This is a genomic window from Streptomyces sp. NPDC059850, from assembly GCF_042731515.1.
Taxonomy (GTDB): Bacteria; Actinomycetota; Actinomycetes; order Streptomycetales; family Streptomycetaceae; genus Streptomyces.
In genome coordinates, this window is the sequence record NZ_JBHWJI010000038.1 from 19646 (window position 1) to 36806 (window position 17161).

14 protein-coding genes are annotated in these 17161 nt (G+C 72.6%); 8 read left to right on the forward strand and 6 right to left on the reverse strand.

What is annotated here, in order from left to right; translation table 11 throughout:
- Positions 1–57 precede the first annotated feature (57 nt).
- The 4 genes from ACFV9T_RS27770 (at position 58) to msrB (ending at position 3402) form a co-directional block, all read left to right on the forward strand.
- The gene (locus tag ACFV9T_RS27770; RefSeq protein WP_385444968.1) at positions 58–855 is read left to right on the forward strand and encodes a pyrimidine reductase family protein; all 798 of its coding nucleotides are present in this window, start codon (positions 58–60) and stop codon (positions 853–855) included.
- A 100-nt stretch (positions 856–955) separates the two neighbouring features.
- Positions 956–1441, forward strand: coding sequence for an indole-3-glycerol phosphate synthase (locus ACFV9T_RS27775; protein ID WP_385445077.1), 486 nt, complete (start codon positions 956–958; stop codon positions 1439–1441).
- Positions 1442–1523: 82 nt separating this feature from the next.
- Positions 1524–2981, forward strand: a complete 1458-nt coding sequence (gene murC / locus ACFV9T_RS27780) for a UDP-N-acetylmuramate--L-alanine ligase (protein WP_385444969.1) — start codon at positions 1524–1526, stop codon at positions 2979–2981.
- Between the two features lie 13 nt (positions 2982–2994).
- Positions 2995–3402, forward strand: a complete 408-nt coding sequence (gene msrB / locus ACFV9T_RS27785) for a peptide-methionine (R)-S-oxide reductase MsrB (protein ID WP_385444971.1) — start codon at positions 2995–2997, stop codon at positions 3400–3402.
- Here the strand turns inward: msrB and treZ are convergent.
- From treZ to lpdA, 3 genes are all read right to left on the reverse strand, one after another.
- Positions 3390–5156, reverse strand: coding sequence for a malto-oligosyltrehalose trehalohydrolase (treZ, locus tag ACFV9T_RS27790; protein WP_385444972.1), 1767 nt, complete (start codon positions 5154–5156; stop codon positions 3390–3392). The genes msrB and treZ overlap by 13 nt on opposite strands.
- Positions 5157–5246: 90 nt before the next feature.
- Entirely contained in the window at positions 5247–6161 is a 915-nt protein-coding gene (locus ACFV9T_RS27795) for a GNAT family N-acetyltransferase (RefSeq protein WP_385444974.1), read from the reverse strand.
- A 189-nt stretch (positions 6162–6350) separates the two neighbouring features.
- A complete protein-coding gene (gene lpdA / locus ACFV9T_RS27800) occupies positions 6351–7793 on the reverse strand; it encodes a dihydrolipoyl dehydrogenase (RefSeq protein ID WP_385444975.1) in 1443 nt (480 codons plus the stop codon).
- Between the two features lie 87 nt (positions 7794–7880).
- Here lpdA and ACFV9T_RS27805 point away from each other — a divergent pair, with 87 nt between their 5' ends.
- Positions 7881–8768, forward strand: coding sequence for a LysR family transcriptional regulator (locus tag ACFV9T_RS27805; RefSeq protein ID WP_385444977.1), 888 nt, complete (start codon positions 7881–7883; stop codon positions 8766–8768).
- Here ACFV9T_RS27805 and ACFV9T_RS27810 read toward each other — a convergent pair.
- Positions 8719–9699 (reverse strand): GntR family transcriptional regulator, encoded by a 981-nt coding sequence (locus ACFV9T_RS27810; RefSeq protein ID WP_385444979.1) that lies wholly within the window; start codon positions 9697–9699, stop codon positions 8719–8721. The genes ACFV9T_RS27805 and ACFV9T_RS27810 overlap by 50 nt on opposite strands.
- 158 nt (positions 9700–9857) lie before the next feature.
- On the opposite strand from ACFV9T_RS27810, the gene ACFV9T_RS27815 reads away from it, so the two are divergent.
- Positions 9858–10967 (forward strand): FAD-dependent monooxygenase, encoded by a 1110-nt coding sequence (locus tag ACFV9T_RS27815; protein ID WP_385444981.1) that lies wholly within the window; start codon positions 9858–9860, stop codon positions 10965–10967.
- 91 nt (positions 10968–11058) lie between these two features.
- Here the strand turns inward: ACFV9T_RS27815 and ACFV9T_RS27820 are convergent, their stop codons facing one another.
- Positions 11059–12174, reverse strand: a complete 1116-nt coding sequence (locus ACFV9T_RS27820) for a lytic polysaccharide monooxygenase (protein WP_385444982.1) — start codon at positions 12172–12174, stop codon at positions 11059–11061.
- A 193-nt stretch (positions 12175–12367) separates the two neighbouring features.
- Here ACFV9T_RS27820 and ACFV9T_RS27825 point away from each other — a divergent pair, with 193 nt between their 5' ends.
- Positions 12368–12832: an SAM-dependent methyltransferase gene (locus tag ACFV9T_RS27825; RefSeq protein WP_385445079.1), complete on the forward strand. Its 465-nt coding sequence runs from the start codon at positions 12368–12370 to the stop codon at positions 12830–12832.
- 1 nt (position 12833) lies between these two features.
- On the opposite strand, the gene treY is transcribed toward ACFV9T_RS27825, so the two are convergent.
- Positions 12834–15596, reverse strand: coding sequence for a malto-oligosyltrehalose synthase (gene treY / locus ACFV9T_RS27830; protein WP_385444984.1), 2763 nt, complete (start codon positions 15594–15596; stop codon positions 12834–12836).
- 178 nt (positions 15597–15774) lie between these two features.
- Here treY and ACFV9T_RS27835 point away from each other — a divergent pair, with 178 nt between their 5' ends.
- Positions 15775–17142: a rhodanese-like domain-containing protein gene (locus tag ACFV9T_RS27835; RefSeq protein ID WP_385444986.1), complete on the forward strand. Its 1368-nt coding sequence runs from the start codon at positions 15775–15777 to the stop codon at positions 17140–17142.
- Positions 17143–17161 lie beyond the last annotated feature (19 nt).

Genomic DNA, 17161 nt, shown 5'->3' on the forward strand with positions numbered 1-17161 from the left:
GGGTAGTCGCTTTTCCCGAGCGGACCGTCCCGGAGGGAGCCATGTCACACTGCGGCCATGCGACGCCTGTTCCCACTGCCCACCGAACCGTCCGTTCCGCCCGCCGCCCCCGACCGCGAGTGGGACCTCGACGAGCTGGCCGACGCGTACGCGTACCCGGACCGGCCGCAGAGCGCCTCGGGGGCGTATCTGCGGGCCAACATGGTGTCCTCGCTGGACGGCGCGGCCCACCACGACGGCCGGTCGCAGCCGCTGTCGTCCGAGACCGACATGCGGATCTTCGGGGTGCTGCGCGGGCTCGCCGACGCGGTGGTGGTCGGCGCCGAGACCGTACGTCAGGAGGGCTACCGGCCCGCCCGCGCCCGGGAGGCGTTCGCCGAGCGCCGGGCGGCGCTCGGCCAGTCCCCGGCGCCCGCGATAGCCGTGGTCAGCGCCAGCCTGGAGCTGGACTTCGCGGCTCCGCTGTTCACCGAGCCGCTGGTGCCGACCGTGGTGATCACCGGCGCGCGGGCGGCGGAGGAGCGGGTCGAGGCGGCGAAGGCCGCCGGGGCCCGGGTGGTGCGCGCGGGGTCCGGGCCCTCGGGGCGGGTCGACGTGGCGGCGGTCCCGGCGGCCCTCGCCGAGCTGGGCCACACCCGGCTGCTGACCGAGGGCGGCCCCCGGCTGCTGGCGCAGTTCGCGGCCGCCGGGGTGCTGGACGAGCTGTGCCTGGCGGTGGCCCCGCTGATGGTCGCGGGCGACGCGGCACGGATCGCGAACGGTCCCCTGGCCGTGGAACCGGAACGGTTCGCTCTCGCTTCCGTACTGGAGGACGCCGGTTTCCTTTTCACCCGCTACCGTCGGATTTACCCATAGTTTTGTGCTAAACGGACCTGATTCCTACCGCTTCATTCCTACTGCTTCGTTGAAGGCTTGAAGAACGAGAAGGGCGCACGTCGTGTTCACGAGCATTTTGATGATCGAAAAGCCGCTGACCGCTGCCGACGTCGAGTTCGTCACCACCCTGCACGGCGATGACCCGGTCTCCTTCGTCGTGCTGATGCAGCCCCGGGGCAGCAAGGACCGGCTGCTCCGCGCCATCGACGACATCGCGCTCGGCGAGCTGGAACAGGCCGCCCAGGAAGGCGAGGAGCCGGAGGGCCGCGAGGCGCTGGAGCCCGCCGAGCGCGCCCTGAGCCACTCGGTGGCCGCCCTGCGCGCGGCGGGCAGCGAGGCCCGAGGCCATGTCGTCCAGCGGCGCCCGCTGGACGTCCTGCGCGGGGTGGTGGAGGAGACCGGCGCCGACGAGGTGATCGTCCTCACCGCGCCGCACTTCGTGGAGGAGTTCTTCCACCGCGACTGGGCCTCCCGGGCCCGCCACACGGTCGGCGTCCCGGTGCTGAAGCTGTTCTCGCACACGGACGACGAGGTCGGCGAGGGGCGGACACCCACGGGCGGCTGAGCACCGTACGGCGGCGGGCGGCGGGGTGCGAGAATCGGGCCGTCAGAACCGAGAAGACCGCTCAACCAGGGGAGACCCGTACATGGCACCGGCCGGCATTGCCCCCGACGCGCTGGACCGTCCGCATTTCATCGGCATCGGCGGCGCCGGGATGTCCGGCGTCGCGAAGGTTCTCGTCCAGCGCGGCGCGCGGGTCGCGGGCAGTGACTCCAAGGACTCCCCGATCGTGGCCGCGCTGCGCGACCTGGGCGCCACCGTGCACATCGGGCACGCCGCCGGGAACCTCGCCCCCGACGCCACCAGCGTCGTCATCTCCAGCGCCATCCGCGCCGACAACGCCGAACTGGTCGCGGCGAACGAGCGCGGCATCCCCGTCGTGCACCGCTCGGACGCGCTCGCCGCGCTGATGGACGGCCACCGGCCGATCGCGGTCGCCGGTACGCACGGCAAGACGACCACGACCTCGATGCTCGCCGTCTCGCTGGGCACCCTCGGCCTCGACCCGTCGTACGTGATCGGCGGCGACCTGGACGTGCCCGGGTCCAGCGCCGAGCACGGCGGCGGCGAGATCTTCGTCGCGGAGGCGGACGAGAGCGACCGCAGCTTCCACAAGTACGCGCCCGAGGTCGCGATCATCCTCAACGTGGAGCTGGACCACCACGCCAACTACGCCTCCATGGACGAGATCTACGACTCGTTCCGGACCTTCGTGGAGCGGGTGCGGCCCGGCGGCACGCTCGTGATCTCCGCCGACCACGAGGGCGCCCGCGAGCTGACCACCAAGGTCGCGGGCCAGGACGGCCTGCGGGTGCTCACCTACGGTGAGGCCGCCGACGCGGACGTACGGGTCCTGGAGGTCGTCCCGCACGGGCTGACCAGCGAGGTCACCGTGCGGCTCGCGGAGGCCCTGGGCGGTGAGGAGCTGACGTTCACCGTCTCCGTGCCCGGCCGCCACTACGCGCACAACGCCGTCGCCGCGCTCGCCGCGGGCGCCGCCCTGGACGTGCCCGCCCGCGACCTCGCCCCCGCGATCGCCTCGTACACCGGCGTCAAGCGGCGCCTCCAGCTCAAGGGCACCGCGGCCGGGGTGCAGGTCATCGACTCGTACGCGCACCACCCCACCGAGATCGCCGCCGACCTGGAGGCCATCCGCGGCGGCGCCGGGGAGGGCCGGGTCCTGGTGGTCTTCCAGCCGCATCTGTTCAGCCGTACGCAGGAGCTGGGCGCCGAGATGGGCGAGGCCCTGGCGCTGGCCGACGCCTCCGTCGTCCTCGACATCTACCCGGCCCGCGAGGACCCCGTCCCCGGCATCACCAGCGCCCTGGTGATCGACGCCGCGAGCCGCCACGGCGCGGACGTGACCGCCGAGCACGACCGGTCCGCGATCCCCGGCCTGATCGCCGGAATGGCGGGGCCCGGTGACCTTGTTCTCACCATGGGCGCGGGCGATGTCACCGACCTCGGTCCGGAGATCCTCGCCCGTCTGCAGACGCGGCGAGCCCGGAGCGCCCTGAGGAGCCCGGCGAACCGGGAGAGCTGAGGAGGGTCCGTCCATGGCGTACGAGATCGACAAGCCGGAGGAACAGTGGCGCGCGGAGCTGACTCCGCAGGAGTACCAGGTCCTGCGCGAGGCGGGCACCGAGCGCCCCTTCACCGGTGAATACACCGACACCAAGACGACCGGCGTCTACTCCTGCCGGGCGTGCGGCGCGGAGCTGTTCCGCTCCGAGACGAAGTTCGAGAGCCACTGCGGCTGGCCGTCCTTCTACGACCCGTCGGACTCGTCCGCGGTCGAGCTGATCGAGGACCGCACGCTCGGCATGGTCCGCACCGAGGTGCGGTGCTCCCGCTGCGGCTCGCACCTCGGCCATGTCTTCGCGGGCGAGGGCTATCCGACCCCGACCGATCAGCGTTACTGCATCAACTCCATCTCGCTGCGGCTCGCCCCTCAGGAGGGCTGACCGCCTTCGTACGACCTGAGCACCGCGGCCGACTCCGGCGGCAGCCGCAGCGTGCCGTCCGGGCCCGGCGGCTCGACCGGCCGCCAGGCGGCGACCACCTCGGCGGGGACCTGCTCCAGCCGGGCGTCCGCCGGGCGGTCGTGCGGGTTGACGACGATACGGAGCGGCCCGCGCCGGAAGCCGAAGCAGCCGTCCGGCTCATGGAATGGCACCGTGCGGGACCAGTCGGGAGCCGTCAGCGCGGGCTCCGCGCGGCGCAGCGCGATCAGCCGCCGGTGCCAGTCCAGCAGCGCGCGGTGCGGCTCGCGGCCCGGCTCGGTCCAGTCCAGGCAGGACCGCAGCCGGGTCGCCGGGTCCTGCGGGTCCGGGACGTCCGCCTCCGCCCAGCCGTGGGCGGCGAACTCGCGGCGGCGGCCGCGCCGTACCGCCTCGGCCAGCTCCGGGTCCTGGTGGTCGGTGAAGTACTGCCAGGGCGTCCCCGCGCCCCACTCCTCGCCCATGAAGAGCATCGGCGTGAACGGCGCGCACAGCACGAGCGCCGCCGCGCAGGCCAGCAGCCCGGGGGAGAGCCGGGACGAGAGCCGGTCGCCGGTCGCCCGGTTGCCGATCTGGTCGTGGGTCTGGGCGTAGCCGAGGAGCCGGTGGGCCGGGGTGGTGAGCGGGTTCAGCGGGCCGCCGTGGCGGCGGCCCCGGAAGGCCGAGTACGTATCGTCGTGGAAGAAGCCCCGCTGGAGCGTCTTGGCCAGGGCCGCTGGCCCCTCGGCGGCGAAGTCGGCGTAGTAGCCCTGCCGTTCGCCGGTGAGGTACGTGTGCAGGGCGTGGTGGAAGTCGTCGTTCCACTGGGCGTGCAGACCGTGGCCGCCCGCCTCGCGCGGGGTGGTGGTGCGCGGGTCGTTCAGATCCGACTCGCCGATCAGGAACAGCGGTCGGCCGACCTGGGCCGCCAGCGCGTCCACCTCGGCGGACAGCTCTGCCAGGAAGTGCCGGGCCCGGGTGTCGTGCAGCGCGTGCACGGCGTCCAGCCGCAGCCCGTCCAGCCGGTAGTCGCGCAGCCAGGCGAGGGCACTGCCGATGAAGTACGCGCGGACCTCGTCGGAGCCGGGCGCGTCCAGGTTGACCGCCGCACCCCAGGGGGTGTGGTGGGTGTCGGTGAAGTACGGCCCGAACTCGGGCAGGCGGTTGCCGGACGGCCCCAGGTGGTTGTGCACCACGTCCAGGACGACGCCGAGGCCGTGCCGGTGCGCCGCGTCCACGAACCGGGCCAGCCCCTCGGGACCGCCGTACGGCTCGTGCACGGCCCACGGCGCGACCCCGTCGTACCCCCAGCCGTGGGTCCCGGGGAACGGGCACACCGGCATCAGCTCCACGTGGGTGATGCCCAGCGCGGCCAGCTGCGGAAGTCGTGCGGCGGCCGCGTCGAAGGTGCCCTCCGGGGTGAACGTCCCGATGTGCAGCTCGTACAGCACCGCGCCCGGCAGCGGCCGCCCGAACCACTCCCGCTCCCCGTCCCCGGGGAAGCGGGAGTGGTCCACGACCGCGCTCAGCCCCTCCGGCCCGTCCGGCTGGCGCCGGGAGCGCGGATCGGGCAGCGGGGGCCCGCCGTCGAGCGCGAAGCCGTAGCGCGTCCCGTGTTCCGCGTCGGCCTCGGCCCGCCACCAGCCGTCGCGGCCGGGATCGCGCTCCATGGGACGCGTACGGCCGTCTACCTGGAGCCCGACCCGTTCGGCATGCGGCGCCCACACCTCGAACAGCACTGACGTCTCCTCACATCGTCCTGCGGACGGGTTCGGAACCATGCTGTGGGACGGAGCACCGGGCGCGCAGCAGGGCGCGACCGGCCAGTCTCAGATGAGATCGATGCGCTCCTGGGTGAGGGGGTAGCCCGCCCTGGCGAAGTGCGCGGCCATCGGCCGGTTGCCCTGGTCGGTCGCGGCGGCGATCTTCGTCGCGCCCCGTTCCACCAGGTCGTGGGTGCACTCCACGAGCAGGTCGTACGCGTAGCCGTGGCCGCGCTGCCCGGGGACGACCCCGATGAAGCCGACGCACGGCCCGGCCGGATTGTGCGCGGGTACCTGGATGCCGACGACCTCCCCGCCCGGCGTCCACGCCAGCCGCCACCACTCGCGGGGTGAGGGAAACCAGTGGAACAGCTCCAGGTTCTCAGCGACCGCCGCCTCGATGCCGCGCTCGGCGATGGTCTTGCGGTCGTGTGCGTCCAGCGTGTCCTGGTGGACGTGGCGCAGTACGTCGGCGATCACCGCTTCGTCGGGTTCCGGCCGGAACTCCAGCCGCCCCGGCCGCTCGGGAAGTCCGGCGGCGGGCGTCCACTCGTAGCGGTAGCGCTCGACCAGGGGGCTGAGCCCGCTCGCCACGGCCGCGTCGACCCGGGCCCGTACCGCCGCGCGCTCGTCCGGCCGGTCGCGCCAGCCGGGCGGCGCCAGCAGGGCGTACTCGGTGCGGAGGGGAGCGGTGCGCAGCAGCTCCGCGGCGGCCTCGGCCTCGCCCTCGGCGAAGTCGAACCAGTCCAGGGCGATGGGCGCGGTGTCGTCCGGCCCGCCCCACCACGCGGCGCGGGCCACGACCCGCTCCCCGCGCAGCGCCACCCAGGTCCACTCCGGGCGGTACTCGCCGCCCCGGCCGACAGTGGCGTACGTGTGGCCGAAACGGCCCCGGCCGACGAGCGCGGGGCCGGTGCCGGGCAGTGCGTGAAACAGATGCGCGTCGCTCTCGGTGAGCGCGCGGATGACCAGTCCGGTCATGGGATTCCTTCCGGGGACGCGATGCGCTCCCGGTCGGATCGCGTGATCAGACGGGGGTACGCCCGGGGGAGAGGGGGCGGGAGCGCGGAATGGCGAACGTCTTCATGGCTCGGCGCCTCCTTCCTCGTCTGCACGGGCGTTGACGCGCACTCTAGGGTCACCAACTCGCCCCCGTCCACGCCATTTCGGCTACTGCTGATGCAGCCCCCGCCCGGCGAGCGTCAGATACGCCTCGCCGACCGCCTCCGAGAGGGTGGGATGCGGGTGGATGTGCTGGGCCACGTCGGCCGGTTCGGCGTCCCAGCCGACGACGAGCTGGCTCTCGGCGATCATCTCCGACACGTGCGGGCCCACCAGGTGGACACCGAGCACGCGACCGGTCCCTTTCCCGCCGTCCGCCTTCCCGCCGCCAGTCTTCTCGGCGACCACCTTCACCATCCCGCCCTGCCCGTGCACCATGCCCTTGGCGACGGCGGTCAGCCGCATGGTGTGGGCGACGACCCACCCGCCCGTACGGTCCCGCGCCTCGGCCTCCGAGAGCCCCACCGAGGCCGTCTGCGGGCTCGAATACGTGACGCGCGGCACCGCGTCGTAGTCCACCGGCCGGGGCGAGCCGCCCGCCAGCGCCTCGGCGACCAACAGACCCTCCGCGAACGACGCGTGGGCCAGCCCCAGGGACGGCGGGGGCAGTACGTCCCCCACGGCGTGGATGCCTCGTATGGCCGTCTCCAGCCGCGACCAGTCGGCGGGCGCGAGGAACCCGCGCGCGTCGGTGGCGAGTCCGGCGGCGCCCAGCTCCAGCCCGTCCGTCACCGGTTCGCGGCCGACGGCGACCAACAGCCGCTCCACGTCCAGCTCGCGCGTCTCGCCGCGCTTTGGGCGGACGGCGGCCCGCACCCCGTCCTCGTACGGCTCGGCCCCATCCAGCCGCGCCCCGGTCAGCACCTCCACGCCGCGCTTCTTCAGCCCGCGCGTCAGATGGCGGCTGACATCGGCGTCCTCCAGCGGCAGCAGCCGGTCCGCCGCCTCGACGAGGATCACTCGCGCGCCCATGGAGCGGTGCAGCGAGGCGTACTCGACGCCGATCGCGCCCCCGCCCAGCACCAGGACGGAGGCCGGGAGTCCGGGCGCGAACAGCGCGTCGTCGCTGGTGACGACCCGCCGCCCGTCCGGCGCGAGGCCCGGCAGCGTACGGGGCCGCGAGCCGGTGGCCACGACGACGCCCCGGCGTGCGATCCACTCCCCGTGGCGCTCGATCCGCACCGTACGCGGACCGGTGAGGGCGGCGCTGCCCCGGACCACCTCGACGCCCGCGTGCGAGAGCTGCCCCTCCACCCCACGGTGGTTACGAGCCACGATGTCGTCGCGGGTCGCGGTCAGCGCGGGCCAGTCCACCGCGTCCAGGGTCGCCTTTACCCCCCAGCGCTCCCGCGCCTCCGCGATCCCGTCCACCAGCTCGGCCGCGTGCAGCATCGCCTTGCTGGGGATGCAGCCGCGATGCAGACAAGTCCCGCCGATCAGCTCCCGCTCGGCGAGGACGACCCGCAGACCCAGCGCGGCGGCGCGCAGCGCGGTGCTGTAACCGCCGGTGCCGCCGCCGATGACGATGATGTCCGTCTCATGCTCATACATGCCGTCAGGCTCCGCCTTGAGGAACCCATGAGTCCAAGGCATTGTCTCTCTGGAATCCATGAGCAACCTTCATATCCAGAAGGACACATGAGCCTGCGCCAGATGGAATACCTGATGACCGTCGTCGAGGAGGCGTCCTTCACCCGCGCCGCCGATCTGCTGGGCGTCACCCAGTCCGCGCTCTCCCACCAGATCAAGGCCCTGGAACGGGAGGTGGGCGGCCCGCTGCTGGAGCGGCTGCCACGCGGCGTACGGCTCACCCCCATGGGCCGCGCCTTCCTGCCGCACTCCGAACTGGCCGTGCGCAGCGCCGGACGGGCCTGGCGCGCCGCGCACGCCGCCGCCGACGCGGAGGGCGGGGAACTCCACCTCGCGACCCTGCATGCCCTCGCGGTCGGCGTCCTGCCCGCCCACTTCGCCCGCTGGCGGCGCGAACGCCCGGGCATGCGCCTGGTGTTGCACGAGTACGCCACCGGCGAGGAACTGCGCGACGCCATGGACCACGGCGTGGCGGACCTCGCGGTCGGCCACCGGCCGAAAGGGTGGGACGGGCCCGTGGTGTCCCTGGGCGAGGAGGAGGTGATGGTCGTCGTGGCCCCGGACGACCCCCTGGCCTCCCGCGAGGCCGTACGCCTCACCGACCTTGCGGACCGCGACTGGGTGCGCTGCGCCCTGGAACCGGTGGTCGACGGCCGCCGCTTCCTGGACCTGGCCTGCGAACGCGCCGGTTTCACGCCCCGCACCGCCGTGGACACCGAACACAGCTCGACCGCCGTGGCCATGGCCGCCGCCGGCCTGGGCATCCTCATAGCCCCCGCCCACGCGGCAGCCCGCCACACCTGCGCGACGATCCCCCTGGACCCACCCTGGCGCCGCGAACTGACCGCCTTCTCCCGAGTCCCCCTCACCGGCGCGACCGCCGCCTTCACGACCCTGCTGAGCGAGGCCGATCTGCCGTCGCCTGGCCTTCGATGATGGGGGTCAGGCCGTCGAGGAGCGCCTTGGAGCCGGAGGCGAAGAGCGCGTCGAGACGCAGGTCATAGCCGTCGTCGAAGGCTCCGACCACCTTGGTGAAGGTGGGGAAGCGGCCGGACTCCACCAGCGCCCGGAGGGCGGGAGTCCGGCTGTCCATCCACTGGTCTTCCGATTGGCCCGTGGAGGCTTCGGCGTGCGCCTCCCACTCCAGGTGCACCGCCAGGCCCTGGACATGGCTGTAGATCAGTACATGGATGTCGAACAGGGTGGTGGGGTCGAGGCCATGTCCGTCGAGGGCGCTCAGCATCCATTCGCCGTGGGCGATCAGGTTGGGCACGAGCAACGGGCGGGTGAGGGAGCCGAGTTGCGCCAGCCACGGGTGCCTGCGGTACAGGGTCCACAGGGTCCGAGCGCCCAGCTCGATGCGGGAGCGCCAGCCTTCGGGCGCGTCGGCGGGGTAGGTCGCCTCGCCGAACGCGGCGTCGGCCATGAGCAGGACGAGATCGTCCTTGCTGGGGAGATACCGGTAGGGGGACATGGCGGCGACACCGAGCCGGGCCGCGACGCCGCGCATGGAGAGCGCCGACAGCCCTTCGGTATCGGCGATGTCGATGGCCGCGCGGACGATCCGGTCGAGGGTCAGCTCCGGATCGGAGGGCGGGGCGGGTGGCGAGGGCCTGCGGGGCGGTGTGACCGGAACGGTTCCGGCGACGACGCTGCCCGCCCGGGGGCGGGTCTCGACCAGGCCCTCAAGGCGCAGGGTAGTCAGGGCCTTGGTGGCGGTGGCGAGTGCGACACCCCATTCCCTGGCGATCTGACGGGTTGAGGGAACCGGGTCGCCGGGGCCCAGTTCACCGTCGGCGATGCGCCGCCGGATCCTGGCGACGATGCGCAGGTAGGGCGGCACGGATGCGCCTGTGGGCTTCGTCACGTCCTGCCACCTTTCCGGCCTGTACTAGTGCAGAGGGTAGCAGCGGCGACGCCGAACGGATCCCCGCTGTCCTAGTTCAGAGCGTTCATTTGGCCAGTTGAAGGAGGTGTGCGTACGCCGTACGTTCAGTGCGCGTACAGCGTATTGGAGGAGATCACATGCAGACTGTTCTCATCTCCGGCGGCGGAATCGCCGGGCCCGCGCTCGCCTACTGGCTTCACCGCCACGGCTTCGAGGTCACCGTCGTCGAACGCGCCCCGGAGCCGCGCCCCGGCGGCCAGGCCGTGGACGTCCGGGGTGTCGCGCTCGACGTCGTCGAGCGGATGGGCCTGCTGGAGCAGGCGCGACGCGTGCGGACCCGGATGCGTGGCATGTCGATCCTCGACCCCGAAGGCTTTGAGATCGATCGCTCCACCGAGATGGCCTTCAGCAGCGGCCGCCTCGACAGCGACGACATCGAGCTGCTGCGTGAGGACCTGGTGCGGATGGTGTACGAACACACGCGCGCGGATGTCGAGTACCTCTTCGGCGACAGCGTCACCGCGCTTGACGAGAACGAGACCGGCGTGCGCGTCGACTTCGCCCACGGGGCCTCCCGCGGCTTCGACCTCGTGATCGGCGCGGACGGCCTGCATTCGACCGTACGGCGCCTGGCCTTCGGCCCCGAGCACCGATTCGCCCATCACCTGGGCAGCTACCTCTCCGTGTTCAGCGCGGACAACTTCCTCGCGCTGGACGACTGGCAGGTGTGGCTCCGGGATGGCGACGTGGGCTTCGGCATCATGCCCGTGCGTGACAACACCCAGCTCAGGGTTGCCTTCGGCTTCCAGTCCGCGCCCCTTGCCCGCGATCTCCGGGGCGGCGGCGCCCTTCGGCAACTCGTCGTCGACAAGCTCGCTTCCCTGAGGTGGGAGGGGGCCCGCCTGGCCAAGGCCGCCCGGGAGGCGCCCGATTTCTACTGCGATGCCATGGCCCAGATCCGGATGGACGGCTGGTCACGTGGCAGGGTGGCCCTGCTCGGAGACGCCGGTTATTGCCCTTCCCCGCTCTCGGGGCAAGGCACCAGCCTGGCCCTGGTGGGCGCTCACGCGCTGGCCGACTGTCTCGCCCGGGCGCACGGCGATCACCGCGCCGCGTACGCTCGCTACGAGCGGCGGATGCGTCCCTTCGTCGCCCTCAACCAGGCTCTGGCCACCGAGAATCCCGGCGGGCCCGCCTCCGAGGCATCCGTCTCGCATGCCAAGAACGCTTTCTCACTGGACGCTTGAACCGAACGGCCTCGCGGGGCCGGTCTGCCGTCCGGAGGGGACGGGGGCGGCAGACCGGCGGGGGAGGTGCGCTGACAGTTCGGTGAGCGGATCAGTGCACCATGCAGATCGGGGCGGCCGCCGTGTCCGGGGAGCCGCCGCTGGCGACGTAGCCGAAGGTGGTCGAAGCTCCGGCGGCCAGGGAGCCGTTCCAGTCGGCGTTGGTGACCGAGGCCGCCGTACTGCCGCTGGCCAGTTTGCCGTTCCAGACGCTGTCGACCCGCTGGCCGGACGGCAGGGTCCAGTCGACCATCCACGAGGAGATGGGCGTGGCACCGGTGTTGGTCACCTTCACCTCGGCTTGGTAGCCGCCGTTCCACGTGCCGGTGGTCTTCTGGGTCGCGGTGCACTTGGCGGTCGGCGGGTCGGTCGGGTCGGTCGGGTCCGTGGGATCGCCGCCGCCGGAGTCGGCGCCCGGGACCGTCACCTCGCCGTTGCCGCCGTCGAAGACCACGTCGGAGCAGCTGTAGAAGGTCTCCTGGCTGTCCGAGCGGGTCCACACGGTGTAGATGACGTGGCGCCCGCTCTTGCCCGAGGGCAGGGTGGCGTTCCACGTGTACTTGCCGTCGACCGTGCCGACCGGGCCGGTCTGCGGCGGGTTGGTCACCGTGTCGAACGGCTGGTCCTCCAGGTCGTTCCAGGTGAGCGGCTTCGTCGGATCGATGGGGCTCTTGGTGACGTAGCTGCGGAACGAACCCGGGTGCGCGGCCCAGGCGTTGTACGAGAACTGCATCGACTTGCCGGAGGTCAGATGCGTCACCGGCCAGTCCTTGCTGCCCAGGTCGAAGCCGGAGAAGTCGTAGACGGTGGCCGCGCCGCTGCACAGCTTGCCGTCGGGGATGAAGCCCTTGGTCCGGCCCGCGCCGTCCGAGCGGAGCACCGCGAACCAGTTGTAGAACGGGGTCGCGCCACTCTTGTTGAACGCGGCCTTGCAGGCCGGGTTGGTCGGCTTGACCTCACCGGTGCTGGACAGGCTGTACTTCCAGCACAGATAGGTGCGGCTGCCCGGCGCCATGGGCGCGCCGTGAGCGGAAGCGCTGCCTCCGGAGAAGAAGACGAGGCCCAGGGCGGGCAGCACGGAGAGCAGTACCAGCAGGACGTATCCACGGGCGCGGGAGTTGCCCGGCGGGTGTGGGGGGCGTGCGGGGGCCAGTAATCGTCGAGCCATTGCGCTGGTCTTCCCTTCGACGTGATCGGGTCAGGAACCGTCGGTATGGGAGCGCTCCCAAGTTGCTTTGTGAACGTAGCGCGCGGGGGTGTGACTGTAAATGCATCAGCAGCTCCTTGCGGCGGCTTGTCGGTGAACGTCGTCTGCGGTGTCCTTACACCCCAAGTGAAGACGGAATGAGGGGAAGAGCATGATCGGTGCGCTTGAGATCAAGCCCATCGGGATCGTCGTCGGCGGGCGCACCGAGCCGACGGACGACCACTGGGGCGGTACGGCTGTTATCCGGCTCGATCCGGGCTTCCCGGCAGAGGTGGTCCAAGGGCTGGACGCGTTCTCGCACCTCTTGGTCGTCTGGCACTTCCACAAGGCTTCGCCTGATGACGTCGCCCTGCATGTGCGCAGTCCACGGAACGACCCCAGGTGGCCCGCCACGGGGACGTTCGTGCATCGCAATCATCGGCGGCCGAATCAACTCGCCCAGTCGTTCCCCCGTCTCTTGAAGGTCGACGGTCTGGATCTTCATGTGACGGACCTGGACGCCATCGACGGCAGCCCTGTTCTCGACCTCGCGCCCTACTTCAAGGAGATGGGCCCACGGGGTGAGGTCTCCGGGCCCAGCTGGCCGGGCGAGATGCTTGCGGACTACTGGGGCGGCTGAGTCAACGGACCAGCAGGGCCACCGGGAGGTGGGCCAGTAGGTCGGCGAGGGGGGTTGGGGCCTCGGTGGTGCGGTCGGTCAGGAGGTTGCGCCAGGGGCCGGGAGGGAGGGGGAGGTGGGTGCGGTCCCAGCCGCCGGACTCTGCCAGACGGTGGGAGAGGCGGGTGACGATGGTGATGGCGCCGGTGTTCGGGCTGTTGGTGCGTTGGAACGCTACGCAGTGGGCGGACGCCGGGCCCGCGGCGATCAGGGGGGTGTAGGTGCTGCCGGGGCCGAACCAGTTCGGGTGGTCGCGGCGCAGCCGTAGTGCCGTCCGGGTGAGCATGAGTTTCTCGGTGGATAGCGGGTCGTCGGCCGCCGGGGCGTCCAGCGTGGGCGGGCGGCGGTTGTCCGGGTCGACGAGGGCGCGGTAGGCGCGCTCGGTGTCCAGGTACAGGTCGGGCACGCCCGGCATGGTCAGGTGCAGCAGGGCCGCGCCGAGCGTGTTGGCCCGGGCGGGGGCGGCGATTTCGGTCTCGAAGGCGTCCAGGGCTGCCCATGGGGCGGACTCCAGGTAGGCGGTCACGGCGTCTTCGTACGTGGCGTTCTGCTCGGTCCAGGTGGTGTGGAGACCCGCTTCGCGGACCGCCTTGAGTACGGCCGGGACGAGCCGTTCCGGGGCTGCGGTGCCTAGGCCCAGCGCTGTCTGGCAGGCCGTCCAGGCGAGGTGCGGATCGGGGGCCTCCGGTTGGGGGGACAGTTCCGCCAGCAGCCGTCCCCACCAGGCCGGGGACTCGGTGAGCGCCGCGATCCGGGCCCGTACGTCCGCGCTGCGCTTGGTGTCGTGGGTGGACAGCACCGTGCCGGTCGTCGGCCAGTCGCGGAGCAGCCGGGCGGCGAAGGTGTGGAAGTCATTGGGGGAGACGGCCGGGCGGCCGGGGTCGCCGCCCACCTCGGCGGCCGAGAGCAGCGGGGTGTAGCGGTAGAAGGCGGTGTCTTCGACGGACTTGGCGCGCAGCGCGGCGGCGGTCTGGGCGAAGCGGGCGCAGAAGTCGCGGTGGTCCGGGCCGTCGCCGAGCCTGCCGAGCGCCGCGTCTCGTACGGTGTCCACGGCTCGGGCCTCGTCCGCGACGGCGAAGGCGGCCGTACGGGCGTCCTGCGCGGCCCGGTGCAGCATCTCCGCGTCGGTCTCGGTTGTTGCGCCTGCCGCCGTGTCGGCCCCGGCCGCCGCCTGTGCCCCGGTCGGGGCGTGCGCCGCGTCTGCCGTGTGCGCCCCGACCGCTGGGCGCGGCGCGTTCGCCCTGGCCGTCGTGTCGGCCCCGGCTGTCGTGTGCGGTCCAACCGCCGCGTCCTCCGGGTGCGCTGTGTTCGTCCCGGCGGCTGGGTGTGCCGCGTCCGCTGAGCGTGCCCTGGTCGCCGTGTCGGTCGCGTGTGCTCCGGCCGAGGGGTCCGTTCCGGCCGCCGTGTCCGGCCCAACCGCCGGGTATGCCGGGTGCGTTGCGTCTGCCCCGGCTGAGGTGTCCGTCCCGGCCGCCCCAACCGCCGCATCCGCCCCTGCCGCCGCATCCGCCCCCGCCGCCCCGGCAAGGCGCACCGTGGCGTACGGGCGGTAGACCGGTAGGCGTACGAGCAGGGCGCGGATCGCCGTGTGGAGGGCCCAGGGGGCGTGGTCGCGCAGGGGGAGGGAGGCGGCGCAGATGCGGGTGGCGGTGCGGGTCAGGCGGTTGACCTCGGCGGCCAGTTCGTGGGTCACCACGTGGTGGGCGGCTCGGCGGACCGTGGCAGTCCAGTCGCCGCCCTCGTCCAGCGGGGCGGCGGTGTAGCTCTGGTAGACGGCGGTCAGCTTCGCCAGGCCGTCCGGGTCGACGAAGAGGCCGTCGATGTGGTGCAGCGCGTCGTAGCCGGTGGTACCGGCGACGGGCCAGTGGGCGGGGAGGGGTTCGTCGCGGGCGAGGATCTTCTCCGCGACGGTCCAGCGGCGGCCGCCCGTCGCCGCCCGTACCGCCTGATCCAGCCGCCGCAGATAGCCCTCGGGGTCGGCGAGGCCGTCCGGGTGGTCCACCCGCAGGCCGTCGATCACCCCGTCGCGCAGCAGCTCCAGCAGCTTGCCGTGGGTCGCGTCGAAGACCTCCGGGTCCTCGACGCGCACCGCGATCAGCTCGGAGATGGTGAAGAAGCGGCGGTAGTTCAGCTCGGTGCGGGCCAGCCGCCACCAGCCGAGCCGGTACCACTGGGCGTCCAGCAGTTCGGCGAGCGGCAGCCGCTCGGTGCCGGGGCGCAGCGGGAACTCGTGGTCGTAGTAGCGCAGCACCCCGTCGTCCCCCGCCCGCAGCCGCTCCCACTCGTCGCCGAGCGGCCCGCCGAGTACGGGCAGCAGCACCTTGCGGCCGTGCTCGGCCCAGTCGATGTCGAACCACCGGGCGTAACGCGACTCGGGACCGTCCCGCAGCACCTCCCACAGCGGCCGGTTGAGCCGTTCCGGAACCGGCACCGCCATATGGTTCGGCACGATGTCGGCGATCAGCCCGAGGCCGTGCGCCCGGGCCGTGCGGGCCAGGGCGCGCAGCCCCTCCTCGCCGCCCAGCTCCGCCCGTACGGCGGTGGGGTCGACGATGTCGTAGCCGTGCGCCGACCCGGGGCAGGCCTCCAGGACGGGCGACAGATGCAGATGGGAGACGCCGAGCGAGGCCAGGTACGGGACGGCCCGCTCGGCGGCCGCGAAGGGGAAGGCGGGCTGGAGCTGAAGCCGGTAGGTGGCGGAGGGTACGAGGGGTTCAGCCGTCATATGAACGTACGTACCCACATGTCGCGCCCGATGAGAGGCCGCACCTCCATCCGGGCGCATGCGTGTGCCGATGTGAGTGCCGATGTGAGTGTTCTGTCGCCGGGGTACTCGGCGGGTCAGGACCATGTGAGGTCAGGCCCGCCCGGATCGTCGGGCCGTCCGTGAAGGAGTCGCGGCTGTGTTCTTCATCGACACCGTGGACATCGAAGGCCTGGGAAACCGCAGCTATCTCGCGGGCGGGCCGCACACGGCGGTCGCCGTCGACCCGCCCCGGGATGTCGACGCGGTGATCGCCAAGGCCGCCCGGCGGGGCGTGCGCATCGCGTATGTCGCCGAAACCCATGTGCACAACGACTATGTGACCGGCGGTCCGGAGCTGGCCCGGCTCACCGGGGCGAGCTACCTCGTCCCCGCCGAGGCCCGGGTCGCTGTCGCCCGTACGCCGGTGGCCGACGGCGATACGTACCCCGTGGACGACGACCTGGTGCTGCGCGCGGTCGCCACCCCGGGGCACACCCCGCATCACACCGCCTATGTGCTGGAGGAGGCGGGGCGCGCGGCGGCCGTCTTCACGGGCGGGTCGCTGCTGATCGGCGCGGTGGGGCGGCCCGATCTGGTCGAGCCGTGGCTCACCGAGCCGCTGGCCAGGGCCCAGCACAGCTCCGTACGACACCTTGCCGACCAGCTCGGCGACGAGGTGCCGGTGCTGCCCACGCACGGCTTCGGCAGCTTCTGCTCCTCCACCCAGGCGCGGGGCGACGCGACCACGATCGGCCGGGAACGCGACGTCAACGACGCCTTCACCCTGGACGTGGAGCCGTTCGTCGCCCGGCTCCTCGCGGGGCTGGACGACGTGCCCGCGTACTACACCCACGTAGGCCCGATCAACGCGGCCGGACCGCCGCCCGTGGACCTGACGCCGCCCCGGCTCGCCGACCCACGGCAGCTCGCCGCACGGCTCGCGGCGGGGGAGTGGGTGGTGGACCTGCGGAGCCGGGTGGCGTTCGCCGAGGGGCATGTCGCCGGGACGCTCAACTTCGCGAGCGACGGCAAGCTGGCCACGTATCTGGCCTGGCTGATCCCGTGGGGCAAGCCCCTGACGCTGCTCGCCGAGACGCCGGGTCAGCTGGCCGGGGCCCAGCGGGAGCTGGCCCGCGTCGGCATCGACCGCCCGGCCGCCGCCGCGCTCGGCGCGCCCCGGAACTGGGTCGCCGACGGCGATCGGCTCGCCTCGTTCCCGTGCGCCGACTTCGCCGCGCTGGCGGCCGCCCGCCGCCGTGGGGACCGGGTGGTGGTGCTCGACGTACGCCGCGACTCCGAGCGCGCGCACCGCCGCGTCGGCGAGTCCGTGCACATCCCCCTCCACCAGCTGCGCGGGCGGCTCGGCGAGATCCCGGAAGGGACCGTGTGGGCGCACTGCGCCACCGGGATGCGCGCGGCCATCGCCGCCTCGCTGCTGGACGCTGCGGGGCGCGATGTCGTCACCGTCGACGATGACTTCGACGCGGCGGACCGGGTGGGGCTGACGGTGACGGACAGCGCCTAGCATGCGGACGACAGCCACG

Excerpts from the sequence above, each read along its gene's own strand:
- treY (WP_385444984.1), bottom strand. The coding sequence starts at position 15,596 with ATGACGGCTGAACCCCTCGTACCCTCCGCCACCTACCGGCTTCAGCTC.
- ACFV9T_RS27820 (WP_385444982.1), bottom strand. The coding sequence starts at position 12,174 with ATGGCTCGACGATTACTGGCCCCCGCACGCCCCCCACACCCGCCGGGC.
- ACFV9T_RS27770 (WP_385444968.1), top strand. The coding sequence starts at position 58 with ATGCGACGCCTGTTCCCACTGCCCACCGAACCGTCCGTTCCGCCCGCC.
- murC (WP_385444969.1), top strand. The coding sequence starts at position 1,524 with ATGGCACCGGCCGGCATTGCCCCCGACGCGCTGGACCGTCCGCATTTC.
- ACFV9T_RS27775 (WP_385445077.1), top strand. The coding sequence starts at position 956 with ATGATCGAAAAGCCGCTGACCGCTGCCGACGTCGAGTTCGTCACCACC.
- lpdA (WP_385444975.1), bottom strand. The coding sequence starts at position 7,793 with ATGTATGAGCATGAGACGGACATCATCGTCATCGGCGGCGGCACCGGC.
- msrB (WP_385444971.1), top strand. The coding sequence starts at position 2,995 with ATGGCGTACGAGATCGACAAGCCGGAGGAACAGTGGCGCGCGGAGCTG.
- ACFV9T_RS27795 (WP_385444974.1), bottom strand. The coding sequence starts at position 6,161 with ATGACCGGACTGGTCATCCGCGCGCTCACCGAGAGCGACGCGCATCTG.
- ACFV9T_RS27815 (WP_385444981.1), top strand. The coding sequence starts at position 9,858 with ATGCAGACTGTTCTCATCTCCGGCGGCGGAATCGCCGGGCCCGCGCTC.
- ACFV9T_RS27805 (WP_385444977.1), top strand. The coding sequence starts at position 7,881 with ATGAGCCTGCGCCAGATGGAATACCTGATGACCGTCGTCGAGGAGGCG.